The sequence below is a fragment of the Paenibacillus sp. V4I7 genome, from assembly GCF_030817275.1.
In the GTDB taxonomy this organism is placed as follows: domain Bacteria; phylum Bacillota; class Bacilli; order Paenibacillales; family NBRC-103111; genus Paenibacillus_E.
Map to the genome: position 1 here is coordinate 7,572,994 of NZ_JAUSZD010000002.1, position 19,507 is coordinate 7,592,500.

At 45.4% G+C, this 19,507-nt stretch carries 18 protein-coding genes and 1 other RNA gene (1 of these 19 cut by a window edge); 17 read left to right on the top strand and 2 right to left on the bottom strand.

Features of this window, described 5'->3' with window-relative positions:
• The first annotated feature begins 108 nt into the window (after window positions 1-108).
• The 3 genes from speE (at window position 109) to argS (ending at window position 3,543) form a co-directional block, all read left to right on the top strand.
• A complete protein-coding gene (gene speE / locus QFZ80_RS35400; protein ID WP_307550547.1) occupies window positions 109-936 on the top strand; it encodes a polyamine aminopropyltransferase in 828 nt (275 codons plus the stop codon).
• A gap of 517 nt (window positions 937-1,453) precedes the next feature.
• Complete coding sequence (locus tag QFZ80_RS35405; protein ID WP_029197208.1) at window positions 1,454-1,864, top strand: YwiB family protein; 411 nt, start codon at window positions 1,454-1,456, stop codon at window positions 1,862-1,864.
• A gap of 5 nt (window positions 1,865-1,869) precedes the next feature.
• Window positions 1,870-3,543, top strand: coding sequence for an arginine--tRNA ligase (gene argS, locus QFZ80_RS35410; RefSeq protein ID WP_307550544.1), 1,674 nt, complete (start codon window positions 1,870-1,872; stop codon window positions 3,541-3,543).
• 422 nt (window positions 3,544-3,965) lie between these two features.
• On the opposite strand, the gene QFZ80_RS35415 is transcribed toward argS, so the two are convergent.
• Together QFZ80_RS35415 and QFZ80_RS35420 are read right to left on the bottom strand one after the other, a co-directional pair.
• On the bottom strand, window positions 3,966-4,142 hold the full coding sequence (locus tag QFZ80_RS35415; protein WP_307563369.1) for a hypothetical protein: 177 nt from the start codon (window positions 4,140-4,142) through the stop codon (window positions 3,966-3,968).
• 20 nt (window positions 4,143-4,162) lie between these two features.
• On the bottom strand, window positions 4,163-5,323 hold the full coding sequence (locus QFZ80_RS35420; protein WP_307550541.1) for a S8 family peptidase: 1,161 nt from the start codon (window positions 5,321-5,323) through the stop codon (window positions 4,163-4,165).
• Window positions 5,324-5,841: 518 nt separating this feature from the next.
• Here QFZ80_RS35420 and rpoE point away from each other — a divergent pair.
• The 14 genes from rpoE to recR form a co-directional block, all read left to right on the top strand.
• Window positions 5,842-6,423, top strand: a complete 582-nt coding sequence (gene rpoE, locus QFZ80_RS35425; RefSeq protein WP_307550539.1) for a DNA-directed RNA polymerase subunit delta — start codon at window positions 5,842-5,844, stop codon at window positions 6,421-6,423.
• A gap of 286 nt (window positions 6,424-6,709) precedes the next feature.
• On the top strand, window positions 6,710-8,311 hold the full coding sequence (locus QFZ80_RS35430) for a CTP synthase (protein WP_307550538.1): 1,602 nt from the start codon (window positions 6,710-6,712) through the stop codon (window positions 8,309-8,311).
• A gap of 157 nt (window positions 8,312-8,468) precedes the next feature.
• Complete coding sequence (locus QFZ80_RS35435; protein WP_029197213.1) at window positions 8,469-8,861, top strand: response regulator; 393 nt, start codon at window positions 8,469-8,471, stop codon at window positions 8,859-8,861.
• A gap of 132 nt (window positions 8,862-8,993) precedes the next feature.
• Window positions 8,994-9,848 carry a class II fructose-1,6-bisphosphate aldolase gene (gene fba / locus QFZ80_RS35440; RefSeq protein WP_307550535.1) on the top strand — a complete coding sequence of 285 codons (855 nt, stop codon included), beginning with the start codon at window positions 8,994-8,996 and terminating at the stop codon, window positions 9,846-9,848.
• 353 nt (window positions 9,849-10,201) lie between these two features.
• Window positions 10,202-11,461, top strand: a complete 1,260-nt coding sequence (locus tag QFZ80_RS35445; RefSeq protein ID WP_057304515.1) for a UDP-N-acetylglucosamine 1-carboxyvinyltransferase — start codon at window positions 10,202-10,204, stop codon at window positions 11,459-11,461.
• Between the two features lie 62 nt (window positions 11,462-11,523).
• A complete protein-coding gene (gene rho / locus QFZ80_RS35450) occupies window positions 11,524-12,819 on the top strand; it encodes a transcription termination factor Rho (protein ID WP_307550533.1) in 1,296 nt (431 codons plus the stop codon).
• 98 nt (window positions 12,820-12,917) lie between these two features.
• Window positions 12,918-14,192, top strand: coding sequence for a radical SAM family protein (locus tag QFZ80_RS35455; RefSeq protein WP_307563371.1), 1,275 nt, complete (start codon window positions 12,918-12,920; stop codon window positions 14,190-14,192).
• A gap of 120 nt (window positions 14,193-14,312) precedes the next feature.
• The gene (gene rpmE, locus QFZ80_RS35460; protein WP_029197218.1) at window positions 14,313-14,510 is read left to right on the top strand and encodes a 50S ribosomal protein L31; all 198 of its coding nucleotides are present in this window, start codon (window positions 14,313-14,315) and stop codon (window positions 14,508-14,510) included.
• 91 nt (window positions 14,511-14,601) lie between these two features.
• Window positions 14,602-15,018 carry a hypothetical protein gene (locus tag QFZ80_RS35465; RefSeq protein WP_307550529.1) on the top strand — a complete coding sequence of 139 codons (417 nt, stop codon included), beginning with the start codon at window positions 14,602-14,604 and terminating at the stop codon, window positions 15,016-15,018.
• A 56-nt stretch (window positions 15,019-15,074) separates the two neighbouring features.
• An RNA gene (ffs, locus tag QFZ80_RS35470) (signal recognition particle sRNA large type) lies at window positions 15,075-15,338 on the top strand.
• Between the two features lie 184 nt (window positions 15,339-15,522).
• Complete coding sequence (locus tag QFZ80_RS35475) at window positions 15,523-16,956, top strand: ATP-binding protein (RefSeq protein ID WP_307563374.1); 1,434 nt, start codon at window positions 15,523-15,525, stop codon at window positions 16,954-16,956.
• Between the two features lie 78 nt (window positions 16,957-17,034).
• Complete coding sequence (gene dnaX / locus QFZ80_RS35480) at window positions 17,035-18,786, top strand: DNA polymerase III subunit gamma/tau (protein ID WP_307550526.1); 1,752 nt, start codon at window positions 17,035-17,037, stop codon at window positions 18,784-18,786.
• Window positions 18,787-18,806: 20 nt separating this feature from the next.
• Window positions 18,807-19,118 carry a YbaB/EbfC family nucleoid-associated protein gene (locus tag QFZ80_RS35485; protein ID WP_307563375.1) on the top strand — a complete coding sequence of 104 codons (312 nt, stop codon included), beginning with the start codon at window positions 18,807-18,809 and terminating at the stop codon, window positions 19,116-19,118.
• A 43-nt stretch (window positions 19,119-19,161) separates the two neighbouring features.
• Window positions 19,162-19,507, top strand: partial view of a recombination mediator RecR gene (gene recR / locus QFZ80_RS35490; RefSeq protein ID WP_057304457.1) — the 5' portion only. Its footprint extends 251 nt past the window's final position; the window shows 346 of its 597 coding nt (coding positions 1-346); it begins with the start codon at window positions 19,162-19,164; its stop codon lies beyond the right edge, outside the window.

The following is a 19,507-nucleotide window of genomic DNA, read 5'->3' on the forward strand; positions in this document are numbered from 1 at the left end:
AATTACAGCACCGCTTCGCATGACTTTTCCAACTGGTGGAACACTGTTAGAGACAACGAATGTCAGGATTTATTCATCCCAAATATAGCAGCGAAAGAAGGTATAAACATGGAACTGTGGTACACAGAGAAACAAACCGATAGCTTCGGTATTACAGCAAAAGTAAAAGAGACATACGTAAGAGAACAAACGGACTTCCAAGACCTTTCGATGATCGAAACCGAAGAATGGGGAACAATGCTTACCCTGGACGGTATGGTTATGACAACGGTCAGAGACGAATTCGTTTATCACGAAATGGTTGCTCACCCTGCGCTTGTTACCCACCCGAACCCAGAGTACGTGCTTGTAGTAGGCGGCGGCGACGGCGGAGTGATCCGTGAAATCATGAAGCACCCAAAGGTGAAAAAGGCTGTTCTTGTTGATATCGACGGTAAAGTAATTGAGTACTCCAAAAAGTACCTGCCAACCATTGCCGGCGAATTGGATAACCCGCGTGTAGAAGTCATTGTTAACGATGGCTACATGCACATTCACGATCACAAAAACACCTACGACGTTATCATGGTCGATTCCACTGAACCTGTTGGTCCAGCTGTTGAGCTGTTCTCCAAAGGCTTCTACCAGGGTATCTTTGATGCGTTAAAAGAAGACGGTATCTTCGTAGCACAAACGGATAACCCTTGGTTCAAAGCAGACCTGATCCAAACGGTTAACCGTGATGTCAAAGAAATCTTCCCAATCGTACGTGTGTACAGCGCGAACATTCCTACGTACCCAAGCGGTCTCTGGACCTTCACAATGGGCAGCAAAAAGCACGATCCCCTGCAAGTTGAGGAAGCAGCAATCCCAGAATTCCCAACGAAGTACTACACACCACGTCTACATAGAGCGGCATTTATTCTGCCTAAATTTGTTGAAGATTTGATTAAATAATGAAATTGAACCGCCGGTTGTTTCTGTGCTTGTCACGGGAACGCTGGCGGTTTTAGTTTTGGCGGCTTGTTGGAATGCTTCTAGCTTGGTTTGGCTACTCTAATGACGCATCCCCTCTTCATGTGCCTGGCGCTAACAGTCTTTGTTTCCGCACCCGGCAGTCGGTATTCCAACTCTCACTGTTAAAGCTCTGAAAAAGTACATCAAATTTCGGTGAAACTGGCCCACATCGCAAAAATGACCCGAATTTGATGTAGGAAATGCAGGTTCTCGGGGCAACTCCAACATTTTTATCAAAAAAGCCTGCACTAAATACATCTAAATCCATTCCCTCAGGACCTATAGCGTCCTAATTCCCTAAACCTACACAGAAATCGACTCGGCGATAACTCCGTAATGTACGCTGATCTCCCGTAATACATTGAATTTAGCGAACCTTTCATATAAACTAATACCTAACTTGCCTTATCTGACATAAGGTGCAAACAGGTACTGCAGAATAGGAGAATGACGGACCATGACGGCTAAAGAGCGCGTGCGGATCCGAATTGAAAGTCGAAGCGGGAGCGAGACTACCGTGCAGAAAGCGCGAGGGGATCTTTATCGTAAAGGCAATCACACGTACATCCGCTATGAAGAAGAGCCGAACGAGCTTGGACGAACAGTGACGCTCATTAAGCTGGAAGACAATCAGATACGAATCGTCCGCCAAGGCGACGTGCAAGCAGAGCAGACATTTCTACCAGGCGAGAAGAGGATTGGCTTTTATCAAACACCTCAAGGTAGATTGGAACTCGAAATCGAGACACATGAGCTAACCTCGGAAGCCGTACATGGCATCGGTATCACAAGGTGGAGCTATGATTTATATGCATCAGGCACTCATGCGGGAACATACAGGATCAAGTTGTTAATTCAGGAGGAGTAAGACGAATGGATGTACTAAACGAAGTCAAAGCCATAGTTAAACAAGCTATAATAGAGGCAGTTACAGCTGCAGGCATCGTGGACGCGGCGCAAATACCGGAGATTATTCTTGAGGTCCCGAAAGAGAAGACACACGGGGATTTCGCAACGAATGTCGCGATGCAGCTGACCCGAATTGCTAAGCAGAACCCAAGACAAATTGCCGAGCAAATTATCGCTAACCTGCAAAAGGATAAAGCCAATATCGCAGAAGCGGAAATTGCGGGGCCTGGTTTTATTAATTTTAAAATGAACAAAGTGTACCTATACCCGGTTATTGAAAATGTTCAAAAACTAGGTGATCGCTACGGTGCGACGAACGTCGGTCAAGGGCTTAAAGTGCAAGTGGAATTCGTTAGCGCCAATCCAACAGGTTCTCTGCATTTGGGACATGCTCGTGGAGCGGCAGTGGGGGACGTGCTGTGCAACGTGCTTGATCTGGCTGGATACGCTGTATCCCGAGAGTACTACATCAATGATGCCGGTAACCAAGTGGTCAATTTGGCCAAATCGATCGAAGCTCGCTATCTGCAAGCGCTCGGACAAGAAGCAGAGATGCCGGAAGACGGGTACTTCGGTGAAGATATCAAAGGCTTTGCCGCGGATCTTGCAGCGGAAGAAGGGGATCGCCTTCTCAGCTTGCCAGAAGATGAGCGTCGTGCTTATTTCCGTACCTACGGGTTGAAAAAAGAACTCGACAAAATCAAACGCGATTTAGGTCGCTTTGGTGTTCATTTCGACAACTGGTTCTCCGAAACGTCGATTTATGAAGATAACCTCATTCCACCCGTTCTCCAAGAGCTGCGGGATAATGGACACATATATGAAGAAGAAGGCGCGACTTGGTTAAATACAACACCCCTAGGTGACGACAAGAATCGCGTACTGATTAAGAATGACGGTTCCTTTACTTACCTTACACCGGATATTGCCTACCATCGTAATAAATTTGGGCGCGGCTTTGAGCGTTTGATTAATATTTGGGGCGCGGATCATCATGGCTACATTCCACGGATGAAAGCGGCTATGACAGCGCTTGGTTTTGAATCGGATCGACTCGTTGTGCTAATTGCCCAAATGGTGAGCCTTTTCCAAAATGGGGAAAAGGTGAAAATGTCCAAACGGACGGGCAAAGCAGTCACGATGGAGGATCTCATGGACGAAGTCGGCGTAGACCCGATTCGTTATTTCTTCGCGATGCGCAGCATGGACTCGCATTTGGACTTTGACATGGACTTGGCGGTTTCTCAGTCTAATGAGAACCCTGTGTTCTATGTGCAGTACGCACATGCGCGGATATGCAGCATCTTCCGTCAGGCGGAAGAGCAGAACATCCAGGTACTTCCGCTGGAGCAGGTAGACCTTAGTCAGCTTACTTCGGAAGCTGAGTTCGACTTGCTGCGCAAGATGGGCGAGCTTCCGGAGGAAATTGCCATTGCGGCCGATCAATATGCGCCGCATCGGCTCATCCGCTATGTCTATGAACTGGCAAGCCAGTTCCATAGCTATTACAGAGGCCACTATGTCATCACGGATGACGCGGCCTTAACTCAGGCACGCCTCGCTTTGCTCGGCGCGCTTCGTATTACCTTAGCCAACACGCTTCGCGTGGTTGGCGTATCCGCCCCAGAGCGGATGTAGCATCCGCTCCTCAAGACCGAAGGGACGATCCCCATGTCTACGTAGACATGAGAGATCGTCCCTTTTTTTGTTAATACCAGAAATATGAGTCTGGTGGACTTAGCTTGTGGCCCATCTACCTTATCAAATGTTTCGCACCATGAAGGTGTCTATACGGTCATATTGAGGTGTGAGTGTGAAAGTGAGTACTTTACAGTAAAATGCAACCCTAGTGCATTTTTTAATTATTTAAGTGCTTCTTTTATGCCTGGCATGTAAGTGGAATTGTAAAACGTACAACAATTCCCCTTGTTTTTCGCTCCAAGCAGAGAAATGATGTATTCCGTGCAACAAAATAGCAGTATTTCATCCAAAGTGGCCATCTTTGGGAGATAATGTTGTATTTTGTGCAATATTCGCAGGAATAAAGGAGATTAACATGACTAAAGTTGTACTTTGTACAACTCATACATGAACCAGCCGAAAGCGCCGGCGGTTCCGCCTTCCGCTCTTACTCTCGCTCGCCCTTGCCGTTGCTCTTGCTCTTGTCCTTGCCCTTGCCCTTGCTTTCGCCTTTGCTCTTCGCTTCCGCTCTTCGCTTCCGCCCGGGCTCCCACCAAAGCTCAAGCATCCACACGGCTCAGCCCTGCCGCGCCGCCCGGATCGCTCGCCGAGCATTCAAATGTCCGGGCTTCCAGCGCGTATTCTCTCGCTTGTTAAGGCCAATCGCGCAGCGCCGCAGCGCACTTTTAATCTGCAGCGGCGACATCGGCTTGATCGATAACATCAAGGCGATGACGCCGCTGACATGGGCAGTGGCCATCGAAGTGCCACTTAGCTCGTTGTATTTGCCGTTAAGCCAGGACGAGTAGACCCGTTCACCTGGTGCATAGATATCAATTTGCTTCCCTCGGTTGCTGAAGGGAGCGATTTTGCCTAAGCGGGTTGTGGCTCCAACGGAGACGACCTGGGGGAAGCGGGCGGGGTAATCGACCGTTTTCTTTTTGCCGTCATTGCCGGATGAAGCTACGATGACTTTACCTCTGTAATACGCGTTCATGACAGCTTGCTCGAGAGAACGGTTGTATGATTTCATACCGAAACTCATATTGATAATATCGAGGTCGTTATGAACGCACCAATCAATACCGGCAATAATGTCCGAGACATAAGCGCTTCCAGCGTGGTCAAATGCTTTTACCGGATGAACGATGGATCTTGGAGCAACACCGACAATCCCTGAATGGCGGCCAGCTGCCGCGATGGTTCCGGCGATATGTGTGCCATGTCCATTGTCATCATAGGGCAGCATGCTGCGGTTTAATAAATTGATGCCCCGTGAGATCGAATTGCGTAAGTCAGGATGATTGTAATCGATTCCGGTATCGATGACCCCGATCCGAATGTTCTGACCTACCGATTTGTTCCAGACTTCAGGCGCGCCTACTTGATCGATGCCCCAAGGTATCGTGTGAGAGCCCGATATATTGCTTGATCGTCTGGAGGTGATTTTGTTGCTCATCGCTTGATGAACAGTTATTTTGGTATCCTCTACGATGCTTGGCATACCGGGGATACCTCTGAGCTTGGTATCGGGACGAAGCGTGCAGGAGAAGGCGTGAATGATACTAAGATCGCGGACCTTGGAAAGATTTACGAACTGAGACTTCATTCGTTTCAGCGCAGATTTGCATGCATAGTAGTCCTTAGCCGATGAGAAATGGATGAGGTGCTTCTTGCCAGAATGCTTGGTGAGACCGATTTCCTCATGAAGCAAATGAAGAAAGGTGGCTATATCCATCGTGCCATCCCCCCATGACAGCTTAGAATCGAATCTCCCCTATCATATGTACAGGTCACCCCGTATGACCGTGTCATTGTCTCTACAGAAATAAATGGGTGCGAAGCCGTGTCAGATGCGTAGGTTTTACATAGGATAAATAGAGAGGCGCGGGCAGGAGTGTCTCTTTCTCAGGTACTGGAAACGGCTGTGATTCATTCACACCGCTTCCTTAGGATACAGTCGCAAGCGGAGGGGGACCTTCGCTTGTATCCATTTTAGGGGGAACGTTTTCTTCCCTGCGAAGGGGTGTATAAGGCATATGCTCGAAAGGTTTCTGAGTTGAAACGAAAGTATAAATTGTATACGCTTGCTCCGCTCAACTTGACAAATACGCTCGTCCTCAGGACGACGAAAATAGTTTATCCTTGGGGATAGTTGCATTTTTAGAAAAAATAGGTTTTACTTAATGAAGATATTGGATAAGGTAGATAGAAGAACTGAAGAAGACGATCACGATCGAAAAGGATGTGCCTTAGATGAGTAGCGAATACACACTCAAAATCACCACAGAGCAAGCGCGCGAAATGCCCATGGTGGATTTGGCGTTTGAATTACTGAAGTCGGCGAATACGCCGTTTTACTATCGTGACCTGATGGCTGAAATTGCTAAAATAAAAGGGCTGTCCGAGCAGCATGTTATGCAAGTGATTGCCCAACTATATACGGAAATCAACATCGATGGACGTTTTGCTTGCGTGGGTACGAACCTATGGGGTTTGAAACGCTGGTATCCTGTCGAGAAATCAGACGATGCGGTTGGTAACGCGAAGCGTCCAAGAATCATTAACGACGAAGATGACGATCTGGATGAAGACATCTACGCGGAGGAAGAAGATACATACGCAGAAGAAGATGAGTACGATACATTTGGTACCGAAACCGAAGAGGAAGAGGCGGAAGAGGATACTGAATTCTTCGAAGATGAAGAGATCGAAGAGGATCTTGGTGAAGCGGGTATTGAAGAAACAGACGAAGATAGCGAAGACGATTTAGATGAGGATTCCGATGAGGGAGACGAGGAAGACGATTTGGATGAAGAGGCTGAAGACGGCAAATAACTTGTCTTGACAGCCCCTATCTGTTCAGAGTAAACTATTGCATGGGCTTTAAAAGAATCTTAACATTTCGCTCAAGCGTTCAAAAAGTGCCCCGTCACTACGGGTGTCACTTTTTTTGTTTTTTTTAGTGTTTTTTTTGTGTTTTTTCACTTTATTTTCATGAAAAGCCTTATTTAGCAGAAGCTAATGCTTACAAAGTCATTCTTCTGGCAAAAGATAAGCTTATGCCTTACGACGTAAGTTCTTATATTACAAAACCATACTAAAACTCTAGGAGGCGTACATAGTGACAAAATACATTTTCGTTACGGGAGGCGTAGTTTCATCCCTTGGCAAAGGAATTACAGCAGCGTCCTTAGGGAGATTGCTCAAAAACAGAGGTTTGAAAGTTACTATTCAAAAGTTTGACCCTTACATTAACGTGGATCCGGGAACTATGAGTCCTTATCAGCACGGAGAAGTGTTCGTAACCGACGATGGGGCAGAAACGGATTTGGACTTAGGTCATTATGAGCGTTTTATTGATATTAATCTTTCCAAAAGTTCTAACGTAACCTCAGGTAAAGTATACTCCTCCGTTATTACCAAAGAGCGCAGAGGCGAATATCTGGGTGGTACGGTACAAGTTATCCCGCACATTACGAATGAAATTAAAGATCGCGTCCTTCGTGCAGGCCGTGAAGCGCAATCTGACGTTGTTATTACAGAAATTGGCGGAACCGTGGGCGATATCGAGAGCTTGCCCTTCTTAGAAGCTATACGTCAAATGAAAAATGATATCGGCCGCGAGAATGTCATGTATATTCACGTTACGCTGATTCCTTATATTAAAGCAGCTGGTGAAGTGAAGACGAAACCTACACAACACAGTGTAAAAGAACTACGCGGGCTAGGGATTCAACCTCACGTTATCGTTTGCCGTACAGAACACTCCCTAACGGAAGATATGAAGCGTAAGTTAGCTTTATTCTGTGATATCGATCCTGCAGCTGTAATTGAGTGTAAGGATGCAGAAACTTTATACGAAGTTCCGATGATGCTTCGTGAGCAAGGGCTTGACGATTATGTCGTTAATCACCTGAAACTACGGACGAACGAGCCGGATATGAAGGAATGGGAAAGCCTTGTTCGTAAAGTTAAATCATTAACGAAGAAAACAGAAATTGCGATCGTGGGGAAATACGTTGCGCTGCATGACGCTTACCTAAGTATTGTTGAAGCACTAGGTCATGCCGGCATCGATAATGACTCCGAAATTAATATCCGTTGGGTGAATGCAGAAGATATTTTTGAACATAACGTCCATCAGCTTCTTTCAGGTGTCCAAGGTATTCTTGTACCTGGTGGATTCGGTGATCGCGGTATTGAAGGTAAAGTGGAAGCAATCCGTTATGCCCGTGAAAAGGAAATTCCATTCTTTGGGATTTGCTTGGGTATGCAGGTTGCTGTCATTGAATATGCGCGTTCCGTTACAGGCTTGGATGGCGCGAACAGCTCCGAGATTAATCCTACAACGGCTTATCCGGTTATCGATCTACTGCCAGAGCAGAAGGATATCGAGAATTTAGGCGGTACAATGCGTCTTGGTTTATATCCTTGCAAGGTTGTTCCGGGCTCTCTTGCAGAGCAATGTTACAATGATGAGCTTATCTATGAGAGACATCGTCACCGGTATGAATTTAACAATGAATACCGTGAATTGATTGAATCTGCTGGTTTGCGCATTTCCGGTACGTCACCGGACGGTCGATTGGTTGAGATGGTCGAGCTTCCAGGTCACCCTTGGTTCCTTGCTGTTCAATTCCATCCGGAATTTACATCGCGTCCGAATCGTCCGCAGCCGCTTTTCCGTGAGTTCGTGAAAGCCGCTCAGTTGATCGCTCGTTAATTCTTACTTTAACGGTTGTCCCTCCAGATAACCAACTTATTTGTAAAACTTTTCAATTAGTTTTGTCCCTCAGAAGGAAATCGAAAATGAATAGCGAATACCTTTAGAAACATAAACGTGGGAATTTGTTATTCGTTTTCGGGAGGGAATTAGGCTGATGAAGAAAAAGGTATTGATTGTCGACGATCAAAATGGAATTCGCGTACTACTCATGGAGGTATTCAGTAACGAAGGTTACGATACCTATCAGGCTTCCAATGGCAAGTTGGCCTTGGAAATCGTGAAAAATTCTTCACCTGATCTTATACTACTGGATATGAAAATTCCTGGTATGGACGGTCTGGATATTTTGAAACATGTTAAAGCCATTGATGCATCGATTAAAGTGATTATGATGACAGCTTATGGCGAACTCGATATGATTAAAGAAGCAACGGATTTGGGTGCGATTATGCACTTTACGAAGCCTTTTGATATTGATGAATTGCGTATGGCGGTTAATATGCAGCTTAATAATGAATCAAGCAGCGGTTTTGCAGTGGGATCCTAGTCATAGGGTCTTTTTTTTGTTGTCGAAAAAACGAGGGCTTGGTTATCATTTGAAAATTTATGTGCTATAATAACTCAGGTATGACAAAGAGCGGTATACGCATCTACTATAGGTTCTAGGAGGAAGAGAAACATGGCATTGGTTTCAATGAATGAATTTTTACCTAAAGCAAAAGCGAACAAATTCGCGGTGGGTCAATTTAATATGAACAACCTTGAATTCGCTCAAGCGATTGTGGAAGCTGCAATCGAATTAAAATCCCCGTTCATTTATGGTGTTAGCGAAGGCGCACTAAAATATATGGGTATCGAGTTTACAGTAGCAATTGCTGAAGCTGCAGCTAAAAAATCCGGTCTGCCGATCGCTTTGCACTTAGATCATGGCAGTTCCTTTGAAGTAGCAATGAAATGTATCCGTGCAGGATTCAGCTCCGTTATGTTCGATGGTTCCCACTATTCTTTCGAAGAAAACATTCGTTTGACGAAAGAAGTCGTAAAAGCAGCTCGTGCAATGGGCGTATCCGTTGAGGGTGAGCTTGGAACAATTGGCGGCGTTGAGGACGACATCTCTGTTGATGAAGAGCACGCTAACCTTGCAAAACCAGAAGAAGCTATCCGTTTCTACGAAGAAACAGGTGTTGACTGTCTGGCTATCGCTGTAGGTACTGCACATGGTATGTACGCAGGCGAGCCTAACATTCACTTTGATATTATCGAAGCGGTTTCCAAAGCGATTCCAGTTCCTGTTGTTCTACACGGTGGATCCGGCGTTCCTGACGAAATGATTCGTAGATCTATCGCAGCAGGCGTTGGTAAAATCAACGTGAACACAGAGAACCAAGTGGCTTGTACAGAGAATATCCGCGCAGCTCTGGCTAAAGATGCCAAAATTTATGATCCTCGTAAATATCTCACCCCAGCACGTAATGCTATGATCGAAGTAGTAAAATCCAAAATTCAATTGTTCGGAAGCAGCAACCAAGCTTAATTCCAATTGTATAGACAGGGTAGGAAATGTAGTAATGCACAGACGGAGGATAGACGAAAGAATGTCTTCCGTCTGTGTCATTACGAGCGTTTCCTTCTTCTATTTTTTTGCGCTTATGTTCTCAGAGAGAACGAAGTTGTTTTAGTTTGTGAAGGATCGCTTTTTTTGTATGGTGTTGTAAGAAATTATATTTTTCTAGTCTTACTTCGTGTGAACCTTGACTATCGCTAGTCTTAAAGACGGTGGAGTCAATTATTATTGGTAAAGTTTCTGTTGGGTTAGGTTGCATTGGTTGTTTTACTTGTTTGATTTACTACGTGTAAGTAGGCACCTGGTTTAGGGGGAGAATCATGTTGGAAAAATTAATGGTGGTCGGGGGACGTCCACTACGGGGAACAGTTCAAATTAGCGGGGCAAAGAATAGTGCAGTTGCACTCATTCCGGCCGCAGTACTTGCTGAAACATCGGTTACTTTGGATAATCTGCCTCATCTAAGTGATGTGGCTATATATACAGAAATTTTGACGGATTTAGGGGCTACCATAGACTGGAACGAAGATCGGATGACGATCGACCCAAGTCGGATGAAATCACTTCCTATGCCGAATGGCAAAGTAAAGAAGCTTAGAGCATCCTACTATTTAATGGGAGCGCTGCTCGGAAGATTTGGAGAGGCGACGATTGGTCTGCCAGGTGGTTGTAACTTCGAACCGCGTCCGATTGATTTGCACATAAAAGGTTTTGAAGCTTTAGGTGCCGAGGTTAGCAATGAGAATGGCGCCTTAAAGATACGCGCGAAAGAGCTGCGCGGTGCCAAAATATACTTAGATATGGCGAGTGTTGGAGCGACGATTAACATCATGCTGGCTGCCTCACGCGCTAAAGGCGTTACGATTATCGAAAATGCGGCCAAAGAGCCTGAAATCATAGATGTGGCAACACTTTTAAACTCGATGGGTGCCAAAATTAAGGGCGCTGGAACAGAGACCATTCGTATCGAAGGCGTAACTGAGATGCATGGTTGCCGCCATTCCATTATTCCTGACCGTATTCAAGCAGGTACGTACATGATTGCTGCAGCGGCTACACGCGGCGATGTGACGGTCGACAATGTCATTCCTAAACATATGGAGGCTCTGACGGCAAAGCTTCAGGAGATGGGCGTTCATATTTATGAAATGGATGAGTCGATTCGTGTTGTGGGACAGCCCGAATATGAAAGCGTCGATGTGAAAGCATTAATTTACCCGGGGTTTGCGACGGACCTACAGTCTCCGATGGCGAGCTTACTTTGCCAAGCTAAAGGAGTTAGCATATTAACGGACCACGTTTATAGTAATCGTTTCAAGCATATTCCTGAGCTTGTGCGTATGGGAGCAAAGATGAAAGTCGAAGGACGCTCAGCGATTATTGAGGGTTCACAGCTTAGTTCAGCTAAAGTGAGAGCAACAGATTTGAGAGCAGGAGCTTCTCTTGTACTCGCGGGACTTAGTGTAAGAACAGGTGGCATCACAGAAGTATCCGGGGTTGAGTTTATTGATCGTGGTTATGAGAACTTGGTATTCAACTTATCTTCACTAGGTGCCGAGGTTTGGCGCGAGAGCGAGGAATAAAGTACCAAGTAACAGGCAATGCTAGAATCCAATTGAAAATTTAATAGTTTGGTGGTTGAAACATGAGCATGCAGCTTGCTGAGCTTGAAGTACTCAAGCTTACTGAATTATATAAACTAGCTAAGAAACATCAGATCCAATACTACGGTACGCTGAAGAAAAAAGAACTCATCTTTGCAATTTTACGTGCACAAGCTGCTGAGAGCGGTCTAATGTTCATGCAAGGTGTTCTCGAGATCCTTCAGGAAGGCTTTGGATTCTTGCGTCCAATTAATTACCTTCCAAGCTCAGAGGACATTTATATCTCGGCTTCTCAGATTCGCAAATTTGATTTGCGGTCCGGGGACATTGTATCGGGCAAATGTCGTCCGCCCAAGGAGAATGAGCGCTATTTCGGGCTTCTTCAAGTTGAAGCGGTGAATGGAGAGAAGCCGGAAACGGCAGCGGAACGACTTCATTTCCCTGCGTTGACACCGCTTTATCCAGACACTCGGATTACGCTCGAAACGGAGCCAAATAAGATTTCCATGCGTATCATGGATTTGCTTGCTCCTGTAGGTCTAGGTCAACGTGGTTTGATCGTAGCACCTCCTAAAGCAGGGAAAACATTATTGCTTAAGGAAATTGCCAACAGTATTTCCACCAATTATCCTGAAATTGAACTCTTCGTTCTGCTCATTGATGAGCGGCCAGAGGAAGTTACGGATATGCAGCGTTCAGTTAAAGGGGAAGTTGTTGCATCTACCTTTGATGAACTTCCTGAGAATCATATCAAGGTCGCAGAGCTAGTTTTAGAACGCGCGATGCGTCTAGTTGAACATAAGAAAGATGTTGTCATTCTCATGGACAGTATTACCCGGTTGGCTAGGGCCTATAACCTTGTGGTTCCTGCTTCGGGCCGGACGCTAACGGGTGGTATAGACCCTGCTGCCTTTCATCGGCCTAAACGTTTCTTCGGGGCCGCTCGTAACATTGAAGAAGGCGGCAGTTTGACGATTCTTGCTACAGCTCTTGTAGAAACAGGATCACGTATGGATGATGTCATTTATGAAGAATTTAAAGGTACAGGTAATTTAGAGCTTCATCTTGACCGTAAAATGGCTGAACGCCGTATTTTCCCTGCAATTGATATTCGTAGATCCGGTACGCGCCGCGAGGAAGCACTCCTTGGCAAAGATGAGCTCGAGAAAGTATGGGCACTTCGCAAAGGGATGAACGATTCGCATGAATATACAGAATCCTTCATTAAGAAGCTTGCCGATACGAAGACCAATCAAGAGTTTTTGGACTCTTTGGCATCCCCTTCAGTAGGATCTACAGGGGTTAACAAAGGTAAGGTCAAGAATTCAGCTTCCTAAGCTTCAAATAATCTGCTTCGCATCAATCATGACAAACACAGTCGTCCTTAAGGACGACTTAAGTCGTTTATCCATGATGCACAAAGAGGAGTACCGTTATGAACTTGGTTTATTCAGACTTACAAGGAAACGTTTTTGACCATCCTGATTTCTTGGCACTTGGTCGAAACGCTGAAATGATAACAGAAATTTTAGAAGATGAGTTAATTCCTCTACCTGAGGGATCGACATTAGTCAGTCTTCCGTTTACACGTCCAGTAGGCATTGATGCCGCAACAGGCGATATGAAGCTGGTTGAGGGAGATTATCACGCCGTTGGGGCCTTGCTGCCGCAAGGCTTCACTAGGCTTCTGCTCCCTGGTTATGTGAAAACGGACAAGTCTAAGGCGCTGCCCCTGTTCGGATATACGGCTGTCGTGTGGAAAGATGACGGTTTCTATGTAGCCGCTCGATTGACGGATAATCCTTATTACTGGAATCCCGTTCATTGTGATTCGACTGAGCTTGAGGTCGAGGTCAAACGGCTGGTTGCTAAGTATCCGGATAATCGGTTATATGCGCATTTGTCCAACTGTGCACTGGGATATGAATGTCTGACAGCTTCGAATACGTTCCTTCAACGTTGGGAGGGTGCCGTTCCGGTCTCCTATTCCTGCAATGCGGGATGCTTTGGCTGTATTTCGGAACAACCGGATGAGAGTGGCTTCGTAGCGCCTCAGACTCGCATGAACTTCAAGCCTAAGGTCGAAGAGATCACTCAGATCATGCTCGAGCATCTGCGGACGCCTGAGAGTATTATCTCTTTTGGACAGGGCTGTGAAGGGGAACCTAGCACGCAGGCTGTGATTATTATCGATGCCATCAAGCAAGTGCGTGAGCAAACGAAGATGGGCTATATTAACATCAACACCAATGCAGGTCTCACAGACCATATCCGCGGCATTGTTGATGCTGGGCTTGATCTCATGCGGGTTAGTACGATAAGCGCGTTGGATGATCACTATAACGCCTACTATAAGCCAAGAGCGTATACGCTCAAAAATGTTGAGAAGTCTCTCCGCTACGCCACAGACAAAGGAGTTATAACTTCGATCAACTATCTCGTATTCCCAGGTGTAACCGATCGAGAGGAAGAGATCGAAGCGATGATCGAATTCGTGCGAAGAACCGGATTGAAATTGATTCAATTGCGCAACCTGAATATTGATCCCGAGAGTTACCTGGGCATTATCCCCAAAGCACGAGGTGAATTGCTTGGGATGAAGCAAATGATTGAGATTTTCGAGCAAGAACTTCCTGATGTTGTATTGGGTTCCTACTCACATACACCGAAGTTCTATACGAGTGACCGAACGGTCACTACGGTGCTCTAAAAGAAGCCATCCGCGGTCTTTTTTCCATTGCATCAAGACTTCCAAATATGCTACAATGCATAAGTACGTCCATTAACTCTGTTTCAGCAAATGATTCAGGGCGGAAAGAGGTGAACCATCATGAAAGCAGGTATTCATCCTACTTATCATGCAACCACAGTGACTTGCGCTTGTGGTAACGTGTTCGAAACGGGTTCTATTAAGCAAAATCTTCGTGTTGAGATTTGCTCTAATTGCCATCCTTTCTACACAGGTAAACAAAAGTTTATCGATGTAGGCGGCCGTGTCGACAAGTTCAAAAAGAAATACGGAATCTAATTGGCATCAATTACTTTGCTGCCAATCAGCATAAGACAACCTCCCTTGGTCATCCTAAGCTTAGGCTTAGAGTCCAATGGGAGGTGTTTTTATGTTTAGGGGTCTGCTTAGGTTTTCGATTGCCATCCTGCTCATCATAAGCTTAGTTGGCTGTGGAGTTAATTCAGGTAACAAGAACCCACTGTCCGAGTCAGAGGATCCAAATTATAAAGCCCAGAATTATAAGCAAGATGGGTATTTGGGAACCACGAGTGCCAATCCGAACGACCCGCTCAACCCAACGTATCATCACTACGAGGATGATTCTAATTTAATGAAGGCCGTACTGGCACAGCTGCAAGGTATAGAGAAAAGTAATATATCCATTAATGGACCGACCGCTCGGGTGAAAATAAAACCAAGGCCATCATTAACTGCTTCACAAGTGGAGGAACTCCGCTCACAAGCTCAAATGGCACTGAACACAAATATGCCGCGCTACAAAGTGATCGTAAAAATGGTTCCCTAACAGGTAGATTTTCCCCTCGGTTGCTATTTGCAATTGAATCAGCTATACTATTTTTACCGTGCTAGATGGGGAGGTAGCGGTGCCCTGTAACTCGCAATCCGCTGTAGCGAGGTTGAATTCCTGTTAGCGGTACTGTGATGTGAGGTCTGGCTTTTACACGTGGTGTTGAGAGTCGGGTCCTTCGCAATGAATGCTCATGAACCCGGTCAGGTCTGGAAGGAAGCAGCCGTAAGTGAGAAGTTTCATGTGCCGAGGGGTTGCCTGATTTGAGCCAACGGTAAGAGTTCGCTTGTATCACTTTATCAATAACAGGTGCACGGTTTTAATGATTATATGTGAACTTTCATAATGACACCTAACAAAACGCCAGTAATTATGGCGTTTTTTCTTTTTGTCAAGGGAAGGAAAATTCTTACTCTAGGGAGAATGGTTATAACATGTAGATTCATGTAAACGTTGGCACATTTTGCGATTCAATAGAGAGAAAGTGAAGGTGTTGCTGAAATGTCCATTCATGACCCTCAAGATTACATGGTATCCATCGATGAAATGCGGAAGCTATTCAACCATAGCATACAAACAGGTATGCTCGTTGTGGATGAGGATGGTAAGATCATTTTAGCAACAGATCAAGTTTTGAAATACTCGGGGTATTCAGCAGAGGAAATTACGCATATCTCATTCCCTCAACTTTTTAAAGTGAGGGCATCTTTGCGTGAGCTGTACGAATTTTACTTTAAGAACGATTCCAGTCCAGGGGAATGGCCCCATGGATTCCTCGTAGGCAAGAATGGTGAAACGATGTTTTATCAATTCTCGATGTTGAAGCTTATGCGCGGTGATAAGTTTATGTATCTCTTGACCATGAAGCATCAGGATAGCTCGCAGTTAAGCTTACTGCAGCGGTTTTCGGACGCTTTTTTGAAAGATATTAATTTAGGTGTTTTATTGATTAGTTTGAATTTTACGCTTGTTGACGTCAGTGATCGAGCTTGCCAGATTCTAGGGATGGATCGGGAGCATATCCTTAATAAGTCGTTAGATGAGATCTTTGCTACGATTCCGAGTCAGCATCAGCTTGTCCAACGAACGATTTTGAATGGTGCTGTAGTCCGCAATCATGCGGTTTCATGGACGAATAATCAAGAGCGGTATGAGTTGCTGCTGGATTCAAATGTGCTCAAAGATAATCAAGGTAACATTGTAGGGGCATATGTTATCTTCAAGGATGTCACCAATATGCGCTCGCTGGAAGAAATGGTTCAGAGAAGTGATAGGCTTGCCATGATTGGACAAATTGCAGCGGGCACAGCTCATGAAATTCGGAATCCGCTAACTTCAATTAAAGGATTTCTTCAGGTGCTTCGGCGCACTTTTGAAGTGAAAAGGATGGAGAGAGAGCAGAGTTTCACAGTAGTCATGCTGGAGGAAATCAATCGGATCAACGAGTTGGTAAATGAATTTCTGCTGCTGAGTAAGCCAAAGCATGTTTCTTATGAGAGGATTGATGTGACTGAAGTACTGCGAGGGATTTTGCCTATTATCAATAATGAAGCTATCTTGTATGATGTGAATCTTCAATATGAGGCCTCGTACCATTTGCCGGAAGTGATTGCTGATAAAGAGCTGCTCAAGCAGGTATTCCTAAATGTTTGTAAAAATGGCATCGAGGCTATGTCGGATGGAGGGGTTTTAACGATTTCAGAGAAAGTAGACACGGTGGAACGAAATGTCTGCATTGATATTCATGACACGGGCTCTGGCATACCGCTGTTCGTGATTGATAAAATTTTTGATCCATTCTTCACAACCAAGGATACAGGTACAGGATTAGGTCTATCAGTGTGCCAACGAATCATTCACGATATGGGGGGGACGATACGTGTATCTTCTAAGGGCTTTGGAACGACGTTTACGATATCGATTCCTTATACTTGATCAACTATTTCATCCCTAGGTGCGTTATAGTATAATGGATTCAGTCATTCCATGCAGGGATTATTGGAGAGGAACACTATGGCACATATTGCTCTGTACCGAACGTGGAGGTCTCAGACGTTTCGTGAAGTTGTCGGTCAGAAACATATCACGCAGACGCTGCAGAATTCTTTGCGAGAAAATCGCCTTACTCATGCTTATTTGTTCAACGGACCTCGAGGAACCGGTAAGACCAGTACGGCCAAAATATTAGCCAAGGCAATCAACTGCTTAAACGGTCCAACGGAAGAGCCGTGCAACGCTTGTTCAGCATGTGAACGAATCACCGAAGGTGCTGTCATGGACGTTGTCGAAATCGATGCTGCCTCCAATCGCGGTGTAGAAGAAATTCGGGATATTCGCGATAAAGTGAAGTATGCCCCTACGGAAGTAAGGCAGAAGGTGTACATCATTGATGAAGTACACATGCTCACGACCGAAGCTTTTAATGCCCTTTTGAAGACGCTTGAGGAGCCTCCGGCGCATGTCATGTTTATTTTGGCAACAACGGAACCGCATAAGATACCGGCAACGATTATTTCCCGCTGTCAACGCTTTGATTTTCGGAGAGTTTCGATGGAAGATCAGGTTCAGCGACTGCAGTATATTTGTGATCAGGAGCAGATCTCGGTTAGCGAGGACGCTCTCCATTATATAGCGAGACTATCGGATGGAGGGATGCGGGATGCGCTCAGTCTGCTGGATCAGGCCGCGTCCTTTGCGACAGGTGAAGTTCAGCTTTCAGACATTTTGTCCATCACCGGTGGTGTAGCTTCCGATCAATTCAAGAAGCTCGTTCTTTACATCAAAGAGAAGAATCTTGGAGCTGCGCTTGAACTCGTCGATACTTTCATGCAGGAAGGCAAGAGCGCTGACAAATGTATTGAAAATTTGATTAATTACTTCCGTGATTTACTCATGGTTCGCATGGTGCCGAATTCACCTGTGATTACAGAACGTGTTTTTGATATGGGTGACCTAAGGGAAGTAGCGAATCACTTCTCACCGAGTGAAATGATGGCTATGATTGAGACGTTGAATCATTACCAAAGCGAAATGAAATACTCTGTACAGCCTCAGACCCTGCTAGAAATATCGATTATGAAAATTAGTGGTGGTCACAGAGGAGCTGAGAGCAGTTCGACTGTCAGTATCGCGGCGGAAGCTGGAGGGCGTTTGCCTCAAGGTGATCTTTTTGCCCAAATGACCCAGAAACTTCAACAACTTGAAGAACAGATAGCTTCACTGGTAAAATCGGGAGTAACGGGTGCAGCGGCCGATTCTAATGCTAGGCAAGCAGCCTCCGCCAAAGTGCCAGTGGCCTCAGCCCCTTCGAAGAAATCTGGCATCAAGCTAGATGGTTACTTGAAAGCCGCGGAGGGTCCAGAAACCAAAGCTGCTCTCATGAAGTGGAGCCAAGTGTTAGGCGATGTCAAAGAAAAGAAGATTACCGTACATGCTTGGTTCGTTAATGGTGATCTGGTATCTATGCTTGATGATGTCGTACTCGTTGCTTTCAAGAATGAGATGCATCGCAATACAACGGAAAAGCCAGAAAACAAAGTCATTATCGAGCAAGTACTTACTTCGGTGCTTGGCAAGCCTATGCGTTTACTTACGATTATGCGTAAAGAATGGGACGATGCTAAGAATGATGCGGCTAGCAGCGCTCCAGAAGTGATGGAGCTAGTCGCTGATGGCGAAGGTAACGGAACTGCTGTCAAAGAAGAATGGATTTCGGAAGCGATCCAATTATTTGGCGAAGAGCTAGTGACAATTAAAGAAGACTAAATATGAAGGAGCTACCTACCATGAATAACATGAACCAAATGATGAAACAAGTAAAGAAAATGCAAGAACAAATGATGAAAGCCCAAGAAGAACTAGGTACGAAAATGATCGAAGGTACTGCAGGCGGCGGTGTCGTTACTGTTATTATTAACGGACACAAAAAAGTGCAGAGCATTGCAATTAAGCCTGAAGCTGTTGATCCTGATGATGTCGAAATGCTGCAAGATCTCGTGCTTACGGCAGTAAATGATGCAATGTCCAAAGCAGAAGAAATTGCTAACAAAGATATGGGCAAATTCACAGGCGGTATGAATATCCCTGGATTGTTCTAAGACAACCGAGTGTAACGATTCTGAATGATGAAGGAGTCTTCCTTTGTATTACCCCGAACCGATAGCCAAGTTAATCGATGCTTTCTCACGTTTGCCTGGGGTAGGTCCCAAAACGGCAGGCCGTCTGGCTTTTCACGTCCTACGCATGAAAGAAGAAGAAGTGATTGACTTCGCGAAGGCGCTCGTCAATGTGAAACGGAACCTTCACTACTGTTCCGTCTGTTGTAACATTACAGACGTTGATCCCTGCCGGATCTGTCAAGATAAGAGCAGGGACAGTTCCATCATTTGTGTCGTACAAGAGCCTAAGGATTTGGTCGCTTTGGAACGCACCAAAGAATTCGAAGGGTATTATCACGTGCTGCATGGTGCGATTTCCCCGATGGAGG

Coding starts and splice junctions, on each gene's coding strand:
- speE (WP_307550547.1), top strand. CDS start 109: ATGGAACTGTGGTACACAGAGAAACAAACCGATAGCTTCGGTATTACA.
- QFZ80_RS35405 (WP_029197208.1), top strand. CDS start 1,454: ATGACGGCTAAAGAGCGCGTGCGGATCCGAATTGAAAGTCGAAGCGGG.
- argS (WP_307550544.1), top strand. CDS start 1,870: ATGGATGTACTAAACGAAGTCAAAGCCATAGTTAAACAAGCTATAATA.
- QFZ80_RS35420 (WP_307550541.1), bottom strand. CDS start 5,323: ATGGATATAGCCACCTTTCTTCATTTGCTTCATGAGGAAATCGGTCTC.
- rpoE (WP_307550539.1), top strand. CDS start 5,842: ATGAGTAGCGAATACACACTCAAAATCACCACAGAGCAAGCGCGCGAA.
- QFZ80_RS35435 (WP_029197213.1), top strand. CDS start 8,469: ATGAAGAAAAAGGTATTGATTGTCGACGATCAAAATGGAATTCGCGTA.
- fba (WP_307550535.1), top strand. CDS start 8,994: ATGGCATTGGTTTCAATGAATGAATTTTTACCTAAAGCAAAAGCGAAC.
- rho (WP_307550533.1), top strand. CDS start 11,524: ATGAGCATGCAGCTTGCTGAGCTTGAAGTACTCAAGCTTACTGAATTA.
- QFZ80_RS35455 (WP_307563371.1), top strand. CDS start 12,918: ATGAACTTGGTTTATTCAGACTTACAAGGAAACGTTTTTGACCATCCT.
- rpmE (WP_029197218.1), top strand. CDS start 14,313: ATGAAAGCAGGTATTCATCCTACTTATCATGCAACCACAGTGACTTGC.
- QFZ80_RS35465 (WP_307550529.1), top strand. CDS start 14,602: ATGTTTAGGGGTCTGCTTAGGTTTTCGATTGCCATCCTGCTCATCATA.
- QFZ80_RS35475 (WP_307563374.1), top strand. CDS start 15,523: ATGTCCATTCATGACCCTCAAGATTACATGGTATCCATCGATGAAATG.
- dnaX (WP_307550526.1), top strand. CDS start 17,035: ATGGCACATATTGCTCTGTACCGAACGTGGAGGTCTCAGACGTTTCGT.
- QFZ80_RS35485 (WP_307563375.1), top strand. CDS start 18,807: ATGAATAACATGAACCAAATGATGAAACAAGTAAAGAAAATGCAAGAA.